At 54.8% G+C, this 13,949-nt stretch carries 12 protein-coding genes; 9 read left to right on the top strand and 3 right to left on the bottom strand.

From position 1 onward, the window contains the following. Positions 1-8: 8 nt before the first annotated feature. Positions 9-290, bottom strand: a complete 282-nt coding sequence (ppiC, locus tag AC4OVS_RS21315; protein ID WP_006812396.1) for a peptidylprolyl isomerase PpiC — start codon at positions 288-290, stop codon at positions 9-11. Positions 291-375: 85 nt separating this feature from the next. Between ppiC and rep the strand changes: the two genes are divergently transcribed. Further along, positions 376-2,400, top strand: a complete 2,025-nt coding sequence (gene rep, locus AC4OVS_RS21310) for a DNA helicase Rep (protein ID WP_022646642.1) — start codon at positions 376-378, stop codon at positions 2,398-2,400. 52 nt (positions 2,401-2,452) lie between these two features. On the opposite strand, the gene gppA is transcribed toward rep, so the two are convergent. Both gppA and rhlB read right to left on the bottom strand, forming a co-directional pair. Beyond that, positions 2,453-3,937, bottom strand: coding sequence for a guanosine-5'-triphosphate,3'-diphosphate diphosphatase (gene gppA, locus AC4OVS_RS21305; RefSeq protein WP_038416966.1), 1,485 nt, complete (start codon positions 3,935-3,937; stop codon positions 2,453-2,455). A 6-nt stretch (positions 3,938-3,943) separates the two neighbouring features. Further along, entirely contained in the window at positions 3,944-5,212 is a 1,269-nt protein-coding gene (gene rhlB, locus AC4OVS_RS21300; RefSeq protein WP_022646644.1) for an ATP-dependent RNA helicase RhlB, read from the bottom strand. 144 nt (positions 5,213-5,356) lie between these two features. Between rhlB and trxA the strand changes: the two genes are divergently transcribed. The 8 genes from trxA to rffA all read left to right on the top strand — a co-directional run bounded on the left by trxA (position 5,357) and on the right by rffA (position 13,948). Beyond that, positions 5,357-5,686, top strand: a complete 330-nt coding sequence (gene trxA / locus AC4OVS_RS21295) for a thioredoxin TrxA (RefSeq protein WP_006812392.1) — start codon at positions 5,357-5,359, stop codon at positions 5,684-5,686. A 341-nt stretch (positions 5,687-6,027) separates the two neighbouring features. Beyond that, entirely contained in the window at positions 6,028-7,287 is a 1,260-nt protein-coding gene (gene rho, locus AC4OVS_RS21290) for a transcription termination factor Rho (RefSeq protein ID WP_001054528.1), read from the top strand. 242 nt (positions 7,288-7,529) lie between these two features. Further along, a complete protein-coding gene (gene wecA / locus AC4OVS_RS21285) occupies positions 7,530-8,633 on the top strand; it encodes a UDP-N-acetylglucosamine--undecaprenyl-phosphate N-acetylglucosaminephosphotransferase (protein WP_001050933.1) in 1,104 nt (367 codons plus the stop codon). 13 nt (positions 8,634-8,646) lie between these two features. Then, complete coding sequence (wzzE, locus tag AC4OVS_RS21280; protein WP_022646646.1) at positions 8,647-9,693, top strand: ECA polysaccharide chain length modulation protein; 1,047 nt, start codon at positions 8,647-8,649, stop codon at positions 9,691-9,693. A 56-nt stretch (positions 9,694-9,749) separates the two neighbouring features. After that, complete coding sequence (wecB, locus tag AC4OVS_RS21275) at positions 9,750-10,880, top strand: non-hydrolyzing UDP-N-acetylglucosamine 2-epimerase (RefSeq protein WP_032622055.1); 1,131 nt, start codon at positions 9,750-9,752, stop codon at positions 10,878-10,880. Then, positions 10,877-12,139, top strand: coding sequence for a UDP-N-acetyl-D-mannosamine dehydrogenase (gene wecC / locus AC4OVS_RS21270; protein ID WP_199126565.1), 1,263 nt, complete (start codon positions 10,877-10,879; stop codon positions 12,137-12,139). The genes wecB and wecC overlap by 4 nt, the downstream gene beginning before the upstream one ends. Then, positions 12,136-12,813: a dTDP-4-amino-4,6-dideoxy-D-galactose acyltransferase gene (gene rffC / locus AC4OVS_RS21265; RefSeq protein ID WP_491922694.1), complete on the top strand. Its 678-nt coding sequence runs from the start codon at positions 12,136-12,138 to the stop codon at positions 12,811-12,813. Before wecC ends, rffC begins: the two co-directional genes overlap by 4 nt. 4 nt (positions 12,814-12,817) lie before the next feature. Further along, positions 12,818-13,948, top strand: a complete 1,131-nt coding sequence (gene rffA / locus AC4OVS_RS21260) for a dTDP-4-amino-4,6-dideoxygalactose transaminase (RefSeq protein ID WP_032608214.1) — start codon at positions 12,818-12,820, stop codon at positions 13,946-13,948. The last annotated feature ends 1 nt before the right edge of the window (position 13,949 follow it).

Here is a 13,949-nt window from a genome sequence, read left to right as displayed (position 1 = left end):
GCTTTTGATTAGTTGCGGTATAACACTTTGATAATGTGATAGCCGAACTGCGTATGCAGTGGGCCGGTTGGCTCCAGCACCGGGCAGGAGAAGACCACTTTATCAAACGCCGGAACCATCTGGCCCTGGCGGAACTCGCCTAAGTCACCACCGCGTTTGCCTGACGGGCAAATCGAGTGTTTCTTCGCCAGTTTGCCGAAGTCGGCGCCGTTTTTAATCTGTTCGAGCAGATCCTGTGCCAGTTTTTCTTCTTTAACAAGGATATGCAGTGCTGCTGCTGTTTTTGCCATGATCGTGCCTTGAGTCAACGAGTTTACGATCGGTATACTACCACGCGTTTTTCCTCCTCTCCCGACTTTCATTGAGTGATCATTTATGCGTTTAAACCCCGGACAACAACAAGCTGTCGAATTCGTCACCGGACCCTGCCTGGTGCTGGCGGGAGCGGGATCTGGTAAAACACGCGTGATCACCAACAAAATCGCCCACTTAATTCGGGGTTGTGGATACCAGGCGCGCCATATCGCGGCGGTCACCTTTACCAACAAAGCGGCGCGTGAGATGAAAGAGCGCGTCGGCCAGACGCTTGGCCGTAAAGAGGCGCGCGGGCTGATGATCTCCACCTTCCACACGCTGGGTCTGGATATCATCAAGCGCGAATACGCGGCGCTGGGAATGAAGTCCAACTTTTCGCTCTTTGATGACACCGACCAGGTGGCGCTGCTCAAAGAGCTGACGGAAGGGCTGATAGAAGATGACAAAGTGCTGTTGCAACAGCTGATCTCAACGATCTCGAACTGGAAAAACGATCTGATGACGCCGGCCCAGGCAGCGGCAAGTGCCAAAGGCGAGCGTGACCGCATCTTTGCCCACTGCTATGGCCTGTACGACGCGCATATGAAAGCCTGCAACGTACTGGATTTCGACGATCTGATCCTGCTGCCGACGCTGCTGCTTCAGCGGAATGAAGAGGTGCGCGAGCGCTGGCAGAACAAAATTCGTTACCTGCTGGTGGATGAATACCAGGATACCAACACCAGCCAGTACGAGCTGGTGAAGCTGCTGGTAGGACAGCGCGCGCGTTTTACCGTTGTAGGCGATGACGATCAGTCGATTTACTCATGGCGTGGCGCACGTCCGCAAAACCTGGTGCTGCTGAGCAAAGACTTCCCGGCGTTGCAGGTGATTAAACTGGAGCAGAACTACCGTTCTTCCGGGCGTATCCTGAAGGCGGCGAACATCCTGATTGCCAACAACCCGCACGTCTTTGAGAAGCGCCTGTTCTCTGAACTGGGTTACGGGACCGAGCTGAAAGTCCTTAGCGCCAATAACGAAGAGCACGAAGCGGAGCGCGTAACCGGCGAGCTGATTGCCCATCACTTCGTCAACAAAACTGAATACAAGGATTACGCGATCCTCTATCGCGGAAACCACCAGTCGCGCGTCTTTGAAAAGATGCTGATGCAGAACCGCATCCCCTACAAAATCTCCGGCGGTACGTCGTTCTTTTCGCGTCCGGAAATCAAGGATCTGCTGGCCTATCTGCGCGTGCTGACCAACCCGGATGACGACAGCGCTTTCCTGCGCATTGTAAATACGCCGAAGCGCGAGATTGGCTCTGCGACGCTGCAAAAGCTGGGTGAATGGGCGATGACCCGCAACAAAAGTCTGTTCACCGCCAGCTTCGATATGGGGCTGAGCCAGACCCTGACCGGGCGCGGCTATGACGCCTTAACCCGCTTTACCCACTGGCTGGGTGAGGTGCAGCGTCTGGCAGAGCGCGAGCCCGTGGCGGCAGTACGCGATCTGATCCACGGCATTGATTACGAATCCTGGTTGTATGAAACCTCCGCCAGCCCGAAAGCGGCAGAAATGCGCATGAAAAACGTTAATCAGCTCTTCAGCTGGATGACCGAAATGCTTGAAGGTTCTGAGATTGACGAGCCGATGACCCTGACGCAGGTGGTCACCCGCTTCACGCTGCGCGATATGATGGAGCGCGGCGAGAGTGAAGAAGAAGCCGATCAGGTCCAACTGATGACGTTGCATGCCTCGAAAGGGCTGGAGTTCCCGTATGTCTATCTGGTGGGGATGGAAGAGGGCCTGCTGCCGCACCAGAGCAGCATTGATGAAGATAACGTCGACGAAGAGCGCCGTCTGGCCTACGTGGGGATCACCCGTGCGCAGAAAGAGCTGACGTTTACGCTGTGCAAAGAGCGCCGTCAGTATGGTGAGCTGGTGCGCCCGGAGCCGAGCCGTTTCCTGCTGGAGTTGCCTCAGGACGATCTTATCTGGGAGCAGGAGCGTAAAGCTATTACCGCTGAAGAGCGGATGCACAAGGGTCAAGCCAACGTGGCGAACATACGCGCCATGCTGGCGAAAGCCAAAGAGAAAGGATAACAATTTTGTAGGCCGGGTAAGGCGAAGCCGCCCCCCGGCACGCTTCAAAGGGTCACTTCACATCAAGCGCCCAGTGCACATAGCTCTGCCACTGGCACTCCTGCTCGATCAACTCTGCTCCAAGCGGATGATCTTCTAGCCAATTTTCCGGCAGCGTCAGAGTCAGTTTTTCATCGTCTGCCACCAGCGTAATGGCCGGGAGGAGATCGTCGCGACGCCGGCTGGCAAACAGAATCGCCAGACGAAGTAAGCGGCAGAGATGTTCGGCCACGCGCGGCGGTACAGCGTTTTGCTGATGAAGTGAAGAGAGGTCAACGGCGTTGGTTTGATTCAGCAGCAGGGTCGCGAGCAATTTTTTCTGCGCGGGAGTGTAGCCCGGCAAATCGAGATTACGCACCAGCCAGGCTGCGTGTAGCGGCGCTTGTTTGTACTCAACGCTAAGCCCAATTTCATGCAACGCACACGCACTTAGCAGCAAATCGCGGCTTAACGGTTCGATATCCCAACGTGGTTTAACCTGATCCGCAAAGAGCGATGCCAGTTGGCCCACTCGCTGCGCCTGATCGGTATCCACAATAAAGCGGCGCTGGACGTTACGTAGCGTACGGCTTCGAATGTCCTGGTCCACCGAAAGATGCAGCATCCCATAGACCAGACCTTCGCGCAGTGCGCCGCCTGCCAGGGTCATGCACTGGATGTTTAGCTCGGTGAAAATGGCGATGAGAATGGCTAGCCCGCTGGGGAAGACCAGCGCACGTTCGAGCGTCAGCCCTTCAATTTCCAGCTCTTCCAGACGACCACATTGAATGGCGCGCTGTTTAAGCTGCTGGAGTTTAGCAAGCGTGATCCGCTCATCCATCCCCTGCGCCATCATGATTTCCTGCAACGCCTGTACAGTTCCTGACGCCCCAACACACACTTTCCAGCCGTGGTAGCGCAGTTCGTCCATGACCGGACGCAGCACTTCACGCGCGGCATTTTCAGCCTCGTCGAAGTTTTCTTGCGCGAGATTGCGGTCAGTAAAGTAGCGCTCCAACCAGGTTACGCAGCCCATCGACAGACTGAACAGCGAGGTCGCCTGGGCACCCGTGCCGGTCACCAGTTCAGTACTCGCTCCGCCAATATCCACCACCAGACGGCGATCGTCGCCCCCGGTAGTGTGCGCCACGCCCTGATATATCAGACGCGCTTCTTCTTCACCGCTGATGACTTGCACCGGGCAGCCGAGAATTTCCTGCGCTTTGGCAATAAAATCGACGGCATTAACCGCCAGACGGAGCGTCGCGGTCGCGACAACGCGGATTTGGGCATGCGGTATGTCCTGCAGACGCTCTGCAAAGAGGCGCAGACACTGCCAGCCACGTTCCATGGCTTCGGGAGAGAGGTGATTATCGCTGCTCAGGCCCGCCGCCAGGCGGACCTTGCGCTTGATGCGCGTCAGCGTCTGTATGCTTCCCGCCACCTCGCGTACAACCAGCATATGAAAACTATTCGAACCGAGATCAATTGCCGCATAGAGCGAGGTGGAACTGAGCATCATTTTTTAACCTGAACGACGACGATTACGCGGCGCACCGCCGGAACGACGCGGGCCATTACCGGTACGTGGACGGGTAAGGCGCTTAGGTGGCGGCAGTTCGCTCATCAGCGCGTCCGGATTGTATTTACTCTGTGGAATAGAGTGACCGATATAGGTCTCAATGGCCGGAAGGTTCAGCGCATACTCTTCACATGCAAGGCTGATGGAGTGACCGCTTGCGCCGGCACGACCGGTACGACCGATACGGTGTACATAGTCTTCACAGTCATCTGGCAGGTCATAGTTAAAGACGTGCGTCACGGCTGGAATGTGCAGGCCACGGGCCGCCACGTCGGTCGCGACCAGAATATCAAGGTCGCCACGAGTAAATTCGTCGAGAATGCGCAGGCGTTTTTTCTGCGCCACGTCGCCGGTCAGCAGGCCCACACGGTGACCATCTGCCGCCAGGTGGCCCCAGATATCTTCACAGCGGTGTTTGGTGTTCGCGAAGATGATCGCGCGATCCGGCCACTCTTCTTCGATCAGGGTTTGTAGCAGGCGCATTTTCTCTTCATTAGAAGGATAGAAGAGCTCTTCTTTAATGCGGTGCCCGGTTTTCTGCTCCGGTTCTACTTCCACATATTCCGCATTGTTCATCTGCTCGAATGCGAGTTCACGTACGCGGTATGAAAGGGTTGCGGAGAACAGCATGTTCAGACGCTGGTTTGCCGCAGGCATACGGCGGAACAGCCAGCGGATGTCTTTAATGAAGCCCAGATCGTACATGCGGTCTGCTTCATCCAGCACCACGACCTGGATTGCGCCGAGGTTGATATGGTTCTGTTTAGCGTAGTCGATAAGACGGCCGGTGGTCCCAATCAGGATATCTACGCCGCTTTCCAGCACTTTCAGCTGTTTATCGTAGCCGTCGCCGCCATAGGCCAGGCCAAGTTTCAGGCCAGTGGCTTGCGCCAGGGGTTCAGCGTCTGCGTGGATCTGTACCGCCAGTTCTCGCGTCGGGGCCATAATTAGCGCGCGCGGCTGGTTAACTTTGCGGTCTGCAATCGCTGGGTGAGAAAGTAAATAATGAAACGTTGACGTTAAAAACGCCATCGTTTTGCCAGTACCGGTTTGCGCCTGCCCTGCAACATCACGACCGGCCAGCGTCAGCGGCAGGGCGAGAGCCTGAATGGGCGTGCAGTTATGAAACCCTTTAGTTTCAAGGGCTTCGATCACCTTTGGGTGCAGGGCGAAGTCGGAAAACTTCTGTTCTGTTAAATGTGTTTTGCTCATAGTGTGGTAGAATATCAGCTTACTATTGCTTTACGAAAGCGTATCCGGTGAAATAAAGTCAACCTTTAGTTGGTTAATGCGACATCAACACGTCGTTGGTGGAGACAAAACCAACGTACCAGGCTTATTCCTGTGGAGTTATATATGAGCGATAAAATTATTCACCTGACTGACGACAGTTTTGACACGGACGTACTTAAAGCTGACGGGCTGATCCTCGTTGATTTCTGGGCTGAATGGTGTGGTCCTTGCAAAATGATCGCTCCGATTCTGGATGAAATCGCTGACGAATATCAGGGCAAACTGACCGTTGCCAAGCTGAACATCGACCAGAACCCGGGCACCGCGCCAAAATACGGTATCCGTGGCATCCCGACCCTGCTGCTGTTCAAGAACGGTGACGTGGCGGCGACCAAAGTGGGCGCACTGTCCAAAGGTCAACTGAAAGAGTTCCTGGACGCTAACCTGGCGTAAGGTTTCTCCGCTGAGCGTCCAGAGCGCCTAATTAATGGTGAGCTCTGGACGCCCGGCTTTAGTCGTGCTAAGTTAGCTATGACTACGTTTTAAACATATCTTGTTGTTTGAATCTTGTTTTACCCGATACTTCCCGTTGTTAACTTAAACAGTGCGTGAAGTTGCTAGATTCCGGGCTTGTCACTCAATCCGTCTTGTCGTTTCAGTTCTGCGTTCTTTCCCTGTGACCAGACAGCGAACAGACATGAGGTGATGGCCGCTAAACAGGCATGGATGACCCTGCCATACCATTCACAACATTAAGTTCGAGAATCACCCCGAGTTTAAGAACCCACACCATTATGAATCTTACCGAATTAAAGAATACGCCGGTTTCTGAGCTGATCACTCTCGGCGAAAATATGGGACTGGAAAACCAGGCTCGTATGCGCAAGCAGGACATCATTTTCGCCATCCTGAAGCAACACGCTAAGAGTGGCGAAGATATCTTTGGCGACGGTGTGCTGGAGATACTGCAAGACGGATTTGGTTTCCTCCGCTCTGCAGACAGCTCCTACCTCGCCGGCCCTGACGACATCTACGTATCCCCTAGCCAAATCCGCCGTTTCAACCTCCGCACTGGTGACACCATTTCAGGTAAGATTCGTCCTCCAAAAGAGGGTGAACGCTACTTTGCGCTGTTGAAGGTTAATGAAGTCAACTACGACAAACCGGAAAACTCCCGCAATAAGATCCTGTTCGAGAACTTAACGCCGCTGCACGCGAACTCTCGTTTGCGTATGGAGCGTGGTAACGGGTCTACTGAAGACTTAACCGCTCGTGTGCTGGATCTGGCATCGCCAATTGGTCGTGGCCAGCGTGGTCTGATTGTGGCGCCGCCAAAAGCCGGTAAAACCATGCTGCTGCAAAACATCGCGCAGAGCATTGCTTACAACCATCCAGACTGTGTGCTGATGGTGCTGCTGATTGACGAACGTCCGGAAGAAGTGACCGAGATGCAGCGTCTGGTGAAAGGGGAAGTGGTTGCGTCAACCTTCGACGAGCCTGCTTCCCGCCACGTTCAGGTTGCGGAAATGGTCATCGAGAAGGCGAAACGCCTGGTTGAGCACAAGAAAGACGTGATCATCCTGCTCGATTCCATTACCCGTCTGGCGCGTGCCTACAACACCGTGGTGCCGGCTTCCGGTAAAGTACTGACCGGTGGTGTGGATGCCAACGCCCTGCATCGTCCGAAGCGTTTCTTCGGTGCGGCGCGTAACGTGGAAGAGGGCGGTAGCCTGACCATTATCGCGACGGCGCTGATCGATACCGGCTCCAAAATGGACGAAGTTATCTACGAAGAGTTTAAAGGTACAGGCAACATGGAACTGCACCTTTCTCGTAAAATCGCAGAAAAACGCGTCTTCCCGGCGATCGACTACAACCGTTCCGGTACCCGTAAAGAAGAGCTGCTTACCACTCAGGAAGAGCTGCAGAAAATGTGGATCCTGCGCAAAATCATCCATCCAATGGGCGAAATCGACGCAATGGAATTCCTCATTAACAAACTGGCGATGACTAAAACGAACGACGATTTCTTCGACATGATGAAACGCTCGTAACGCAAATAATCCCAGTAAACGCCACGTTTTTACGTGGCGTTTTTTATTTATGGACTATACGCTATTACCACACACTCCCAATTTTGACCGGTCGGTGCGACAATAAGAAGGTTTGCACAGTCAAAGAAATAATTGATTGAAAAACATACAAAGGGAGTTGTGATAAGCCTTCTTTAATCCTTCTGAGGCAGAGGCTTCATGGTTATACTTCCGGGACTAACATTTGTTGAGAGCAATCCATTGTGAATCTACTCACTGCAGTAACTGAGCTGATCAGTATTTTTTTATTCACAACCTGTTTTTTGTTCATTGCGCGCAAGGTAGCAAAAAGAATTGGGTTAGTGGACAAACCGAATTTCCGTAAACGTCATCAGGGGCTTATTCCGCTGGTGGGCGGCATTTCGGTATACGCAGGCATCTGTTTCACATTCGGGATCGCGGATTACTATATCCCCCATGCCGCACTCTACCTGGCATGTGCCGGTGTGCTGGTACTGGTCGGCGCCCTTGATGATCGTTTTGATATCAGCGTGAAGTTCCGCGCGACGGTGCAGGCGGCCATTGGCATCATTATGATGGTGGTGGGCGGCCTCTATCTCAGAAGCCTGGGCTACGTGTTTGGTCCCTGGGAGCTGGTGCTTGGGCCGTTCGGCTTCTTCCTCACGCTGTTTGCCGTGTGGGCGGCTATCAACGCCTTTAACATGGTTGATGGCATAGACGGTCTGCTCGGTGGGCTGTCCTCTGTTTCGTTTGGCGCAATCGGCATCATTTTATGGTTTGACGGCCAGTACAGCTTGTCAATGTGGTGCTTTGCCATGATTGCCGCCATTCTGCCTTACATCTGCCTGAACCTGGGTGTGTTAGGGCGTCGCTATAAAGTCTTTATGGGCGATGCGGGCAGTACCCTGATTGGCTTTACGGTGATCTGGGTCCTGCTGGAGACCACGCAGGGTAAAACGCACCCTATCAGCCCGGTAACGGCTCTCTGGATTATCGCCATCCCGCTGATGGACATGGTCGCTATTATGTACCGTCGTCTACGTAAAGGGATGAGCCCGTTTTCTCCCGATCGGCAGCATATTCATCATCTGATTATGCGCGCCGGCTTCACGTCTCGTCAGGCGTTTGTGTTGATTACGCTAGCGGCTGCTATTCTGGCTGCGATTGGCGTTGCCGCGGAATACGCTCATTTCATTCCTGAATGGGTAATGTTGGTATTATTCTTGCTAGCATTTTTCATGTACGGTTACTGCATCAAGCGTGCATGGAAAGTCGCGCGTTTTATTAAACGTTTAAAACGCAGGATGCGTCGGAACAGTGGCAAAAACACAACTTTAACTAAGTAAAACCGGGACTATGATGACTCAACCGTTGGCGGGAGCGAAATCAGTGGGCACTGAGAACGAGCTGGATATTCGTGGTTTGTTTCGAGTGTTATGGCAAGGCAAACTGTGGATTGTGGGGATTGGCCTGGGGTTCGCGCTGTTAGCGCTTGCCTACACCTTCTTTGCGAAACAAGAGTGGAGCGCCACGGCGATCACAGACCGACCAACGGTGAATATGCTTGGAGGCTACTACTCCCAGCAGCAATTCCTGCGTAATCTTGATATCAAGGCCAATCTGGCGACCCCGGATCAGGCCTCGGTGATGGATGAGTCCTACAAAGAGTTTGTGATGCAGCTGGCGTCGTGGGATACACGTCGCGATTTCTGGTCCCAGACAGACTACTACAAGCAGCGCATGGTCGGTAACAGCAAAGCGGATGCCGCGCTGCTGGATGATTTAATCAACAACATTCAGTTTATGCCTGGCGATGTGCTCCGTAACGTTAGCGACAGCGTGAAGCTGATTGCGGAAACGGCGCCTGACGCCAATAACCTGTTGCGTCAGTACGTTGCTTTTGCCAGCCAGCGTGCGGCCAGTCATCTGAATGACGAGCTGAAAGGCGCCTGGGCTGCGCGAACTATCCAGATGAAAGCGCAGGTCAAACGTCAGGAAGAGGTCGCTAAGGCCATCTTCGCCCGTCGCGTGCATAATATTGAGCAGGCGCTGAAGATTGCGGAACAGCACAATATTTCCCGTAGCGAAACGGATGTTCCGGCTGACGAACTCCCTGATTCAGAAATGTTCCTTCTTGGTCGCCCAATGCTTCAGGCACGTCTGGAAAATATCCAGGCCGTTGGCCCTGACTTTGACCTTGATTACGACCAAAACCGCGCCATGCTCAATACGCTCAACGTCGGTCCAACGCTGGACCCGCGTTTTCAGACCTATCGTTATTTAAGAACGCCTGAAGAGCCTGTAAAACGCGATAGTCCGCGTCGCGCATTCCTGATGATCATGTGGGGGATTGTGGGCGCACTGACTGGCGCTGGCGTAGCGTTATTACGTCGCCGCACAAACTAAGAACGCCGTCTACGATGAAGGCTGCGGCCTTCATCGTCTAATCGAAGAGAATCGATGTGAAAGTACTAACCGTATTTGGCACCAGGCCGGAGGCCATCAAGATGGCGCCTCTGGTTCATGCGCTGGCCAGAGATCCTGATATTGAAGCGAAAGTGTGCGTGACTGCCCAGCACCGTGAGATGCTCGATCAGGTCTTAACCCTCTTTTCTATCGTCCCGGATTACGATCTCAATATAATGAAACCGGGACAGGGACTGACGGAAATCACCTGCCGTATTCTGCAAGAATTAAAGCCTATTCTGGAGTCGTTCAAGCCGGATGTAGTGCTGGTGCACGGCGACACCACCACCACCGTGGCGACCAGCCTGGCCGCGTTCTATCAGCGTATCCCTGTTGGCCATGTCGAAGCGGGACTGCGTACCGGCAATCTTTATTCCCCGTGGCCGGAAGAGGCCAACCGTACGCTCACCGGTCACCTGGCGATGTACCATTTTGCGCCAACCGAGAACTCACGTCAGAACCTGCTGCGCGAAAATATCAGCGACAGCAAAATCTTCGTTACCGGCAATACGGTCATTGATGCGCTGATTTGGGTGCGTGACCGCGTGCTGGCTAACAGCGAGCTTCAGGCAGAACTCGCTGCGCGCTATCCGTTCCTGAACAACGGCAAGAAAACGATTCTGGTGACGGGACACCGCCGCGAAAGTTTTGGCCGTGGCTTTGAGCAAATCTGCCACGCGCTGGCTGAAATCGCCGCGCAGAATGAGGATGTGCAGATTGTCTATCCGGTGCACCTTAACCCTAACGTCAGCGAACCGGTCAACCGTATCCTGGGCCACGTGGAAAACGTGCTCCTGATAGAGCCGCAGGACTATCTGCCATTTGTCTGGCTGATGAACCACGCCTGGCTGATCCTGACCGATTCTGGCGGCATTCAGGAAGAGGCGCCTTCCCTCGGTAAGCCGGTACTGGTGATGCGCGAAACCACTGAACGTCCGGAAGCGGTCACTGCCGGTACCGTGCGTCTGGTGGGAACGGATCCGCGTCGTATTGTCGAAGAGGTCACGCGCTTACTGCATGACGAAGAAGAGTATCAGGCGATGAGCCGTGCCCATAACCCGTACGGGGACGGGCAGGCTTGTGGACGTATTTTGCACGCACTTAAACACAATCGGGTAACGCTATGAGTTTTTCTACCATCTCTGTTGTTGGTCTTGGCTATATCGGGCTGCCTACTGCGGCGGCCTTTGCCTCTCGTCAAAAGCAGGTCGTTGGCGTAGATATTAACGCGCACGCGGTGGAAACCATCAACCGTGGCGAAATTCATATCGTGGAGCCCGATCTCGATCGTGTGGTGAAAAAGGCGGTGGACGGTGGCTTCCTGCGCGCCAGCACCACGCCGGTAGAAGCCGATGCGTACCTGATTGCGGTGCCTACGCCCTTTAAAGGCGATCATGAGCCTGACATGGTTTACGTCGAGGCGGCGGCAAAATCCATTGCGCCTGTGCTGAAGAAAGGGGCACTGGTTATTCTTGAGTCCACTTCACCTGTTGGGGCAACCGAGCAGATGGCACAGTGGCTGGCCGAGGCGCGTCCCGATCTCAGCTTCCCCCAGCAGGCGGGCGACCAGGCCGATATCAACATCGCCTACTGCCCTGAGCGCGTACTGCCAGGCCAGGTGATGGTGGAACTGATTAAAAATGACCGCGTGATTGGCGGCATGACCCCAGTCTGCTCCGCGCGCGCCAGCGAGCTGTATAAGATCTTCCTTGAAGGCGAATGTGTGGTGACCAACTCCCGTACTGCCGAAATGTGCAAACTGACCGAAAACAGCTTCCGCGATGTTAACATTGCATTTGCGAATGAACTGTCGTTGATTTGCGCCGATCAGGGGATTAACGTCTGGGAACTTGTTCGCCTTGCCAATCGTCACCCACGCGTGAACATCCTTCAGCCGGGGCCGGGTGTGGGTGGGCACTGTATCGCTGTCGATCCGTGGTTTATCGTGGCGCAGAATCCGGAACAGGCGCGCCTGATTCGCACCGCGCGCGAAGTAAACGACCACAAACCGCACTGGGTTATCAACCAGGTGAAAGCCACTGTGGCGGATTGCCTCGCCGACAGTGGTAAACGTGCCAGTGAGCTGAAAATTGCCTGCTTTGGTCTGGCATTCAAACCGAATATTGACGATCTTCGCGAAAGCCCGGCAATGGAAATTGCCGAAACGATCGCAGCCTGGCACAGCGGTGAAACGCTGGTGGTTGAGCCGAATATTCATGCGTTGCCGGCAAAACTTGCCGGTCACTGCACCCTTACCGCACTGGATGACGCGCTGGCGACGGCGGATGTGCTGGTGCTGCTGGTGGATCACAATGCGTTTAAAGCGGTCTCCGCTGATGCCGTGCGTCAGCAGTATATTGTTGATACTAAGGGCGTTTGGCGTTGATTACTCTCAACGGCGTGCTGGAGTCCCTTGAGTGGGAAAGCGTATTTTTTTCGCTCCCCTCAGCGATAGTGCGTCTGCGCGATAACGCTCCTGCGTTGCAGGACGCAGACTTCAGCGCCTGGCAGCGCGTACAGGCTAAGATCCCGGCGGACCGCGCCGATCTGCTGGACGTGCTCCAGCAGCACGGATTCCGGCTGGTCGAGGGCGAGGTTGATCTCTCTGTTACCGTGGCCCGCCACGGCTCACCGGGCGCGGAAATTGCAACGGAGCAGGATATCCCCGCGCTGCGCAAGATGGCGGCGCTGGCTTTCGCTCAAAGCCGTTTCCGGACGCCCTGGTATGCGCCCGATGACAGCGGCCGCTTTTATGCCCGGTGGATAGAGAATGCGGTTAAAGGCACGTTTGACCACGTCTGTCTGGTGTTCCGTACTGCCGGTGGGCAGATTCAGGGTTTTGTTTCGCTTCGCAGGCTCAACGAGCAAGAGGCGCGCATCGGTTTGTTAGCCGGGCGCGGCATGGGCGAAAAACTCATGCAGGCGGCGCTGCACTGGGCGGAGCAACAACATGTATCGACGCTGCGGGTCGCAACCCAGATGGGCAACACCGCTGCGCTTAAACGTTATATTGCGAGTGGTGCCAGCATCGACGCCACCGCCTACTGGTTATACAGGTGACAAGATGATTCCATTTAACGCGCCTCCCGTTGTGGGCACTGAACTTGATTACATGCAGTCGGCTATGGGCAGCGGCAAGCTCTGTGGCGACGGTGGTTTTACCCGTCGCTGCCAGCAGTGGATGGAGCAACGTTTTCACAGTGCCAAGGTGCTGCTGACGCCGTCCTGCACCGCATCGCTCGAAATGGCCGCGCTGCTGCTGGATATTCAGCCCGGCGATGAAGTGATCATGCCGAGCTACACCTTCGTCTCCACGGCGAACGCGTTTGTCCTGCGCGGGGCGAAAATCGTGTTTGTGGATATCCGTCCGGATACCATGAACATCGACGAAACGCTGATTGAAGCGGCGATCACCGACAAAACGCGGGCGATTGTTCCGGTGCATTACGCGGGCGTGGCCTGTGAAATGGACACCATCATGGCCATCGCCAAAAAGCACAACCTGTTCGTGGTGGAAGACGCCGCGCAGGGCGTGATGTCCACCTACAAAGGTCGCGCGCTGGGAACCATCGGTCATATCGGCTGCTTTAGCTTCCACGAAACCAAAAACTACACCGCAGGCGGCGAAGGCGGCGCGACGCTGATTAACGATCGTGCCCTTGTGGAGCGTGCGGAAGTGATCCGTGAAAAAGGGACCAACCGCAGCCAGTTCTTCCGCGGTCAGGTGGATAAATACACCTGGCGCGATATCGGCTCAAGCTACCTGATGGCGGACTTGCAGGCCGCGTATCTCTGGGCGCAGCTGGAAGCGGCAGAGCGAATCAATCTGCAACGCCTCTCCCTGTGGCAAACCTACTACGACGCGCTGGAGCCGCTGGCTAAAGCCGGACGTATTGAACTGCCGACTATTCCGGCAGACTGCATCCACAACGCCCACATGTTCTATATCAAGCTGCGCGATAACGACGATCGCAGCAAGCTGATTGCCTGGCTGAAGGAGGCGGAAATTATGGCGGTATTCCACTATATTCCGCTGCACTCCAGCCCGGCTGGCGAAGCCTTCGGGATGTTTGCCGGTGAAGACCGCTACACCACCAAAGAGAGCGAACGTCTGCTCCGCCTGCCCCTGTTCTACAACCTCGCGCCGGTGAACCAGCGTACGGTGATCAATTCGCTTCTGAGTTATTTCGCCTGAT

This window comes from Enterobacter sp. 4974935, from assembly GCF_058661735.1.
This window is presented reverse-complemented; position numbering and strand designations above follow the sequence as displayed.

Excerpts from the sequence above, each read along its gene's own strand:
- ppiC (WP_006812396.1), bottom strand. The coding sequence starts at position 290 with ATGGCAAAAACAGCAGCAGCACTGCATATCCTTGTTAAAGAAGAAAAA.
- rep (WP_022646642.1), top strand. The coding sequence starts at position 376 with ATGCGTTTAAACCCCGGACAACAACAAGCTGTCGAATTCGTCACCGGA.
- gppA (WP_038416966.1), bottom strand. The coding sequence starts at position 3,937 with ATGCTCAGTTCCACCTCGCTCTATGCGGCAATTGATCTCGGTTCGAAT.
- rhlB (WP_022646644.1), bottom strand. The coding sequence starts at position 5,212 with ATGAGCAAAACACATTTAACAGAACAGAAGTTTTCCGACTTCGCCCTG.
- trxA (WP_006812392.1), top strand. The coding sequence starts at position 5,357 with ATGAGCGATAAAATTATTCACCTGACTGACGACAGTTTTGACACGGAC.
- rho (WP_001054528.1), top strand. The coding sequence starts at position 6,028 with ATGAATCTTACCGAATTAAAGAATACGCCGGTTTCTGAGCTGATCACT.
- wzzE (WP_022646646.1), top strand. The coding sequence starts at position 8,647 with ATGACTCAACCGTTGGCGGGAGCGAAATCAGTGGGCACTGAGAACGAG.
- wecC (WP_199126565.1), top strand. The coding sequence starts at position 10,877 with ATGAGTTTTTCTACCATCTCTGTTGTTGGTCTTGGCTATATCGGGCTG.
- rffA (WP_032608214.1), top strand. The coding sequence starts at position 12,818 with ATGATTCCATTTAACGCGCCTCCCGTTGTGGGCACTGAACTTGATTAC.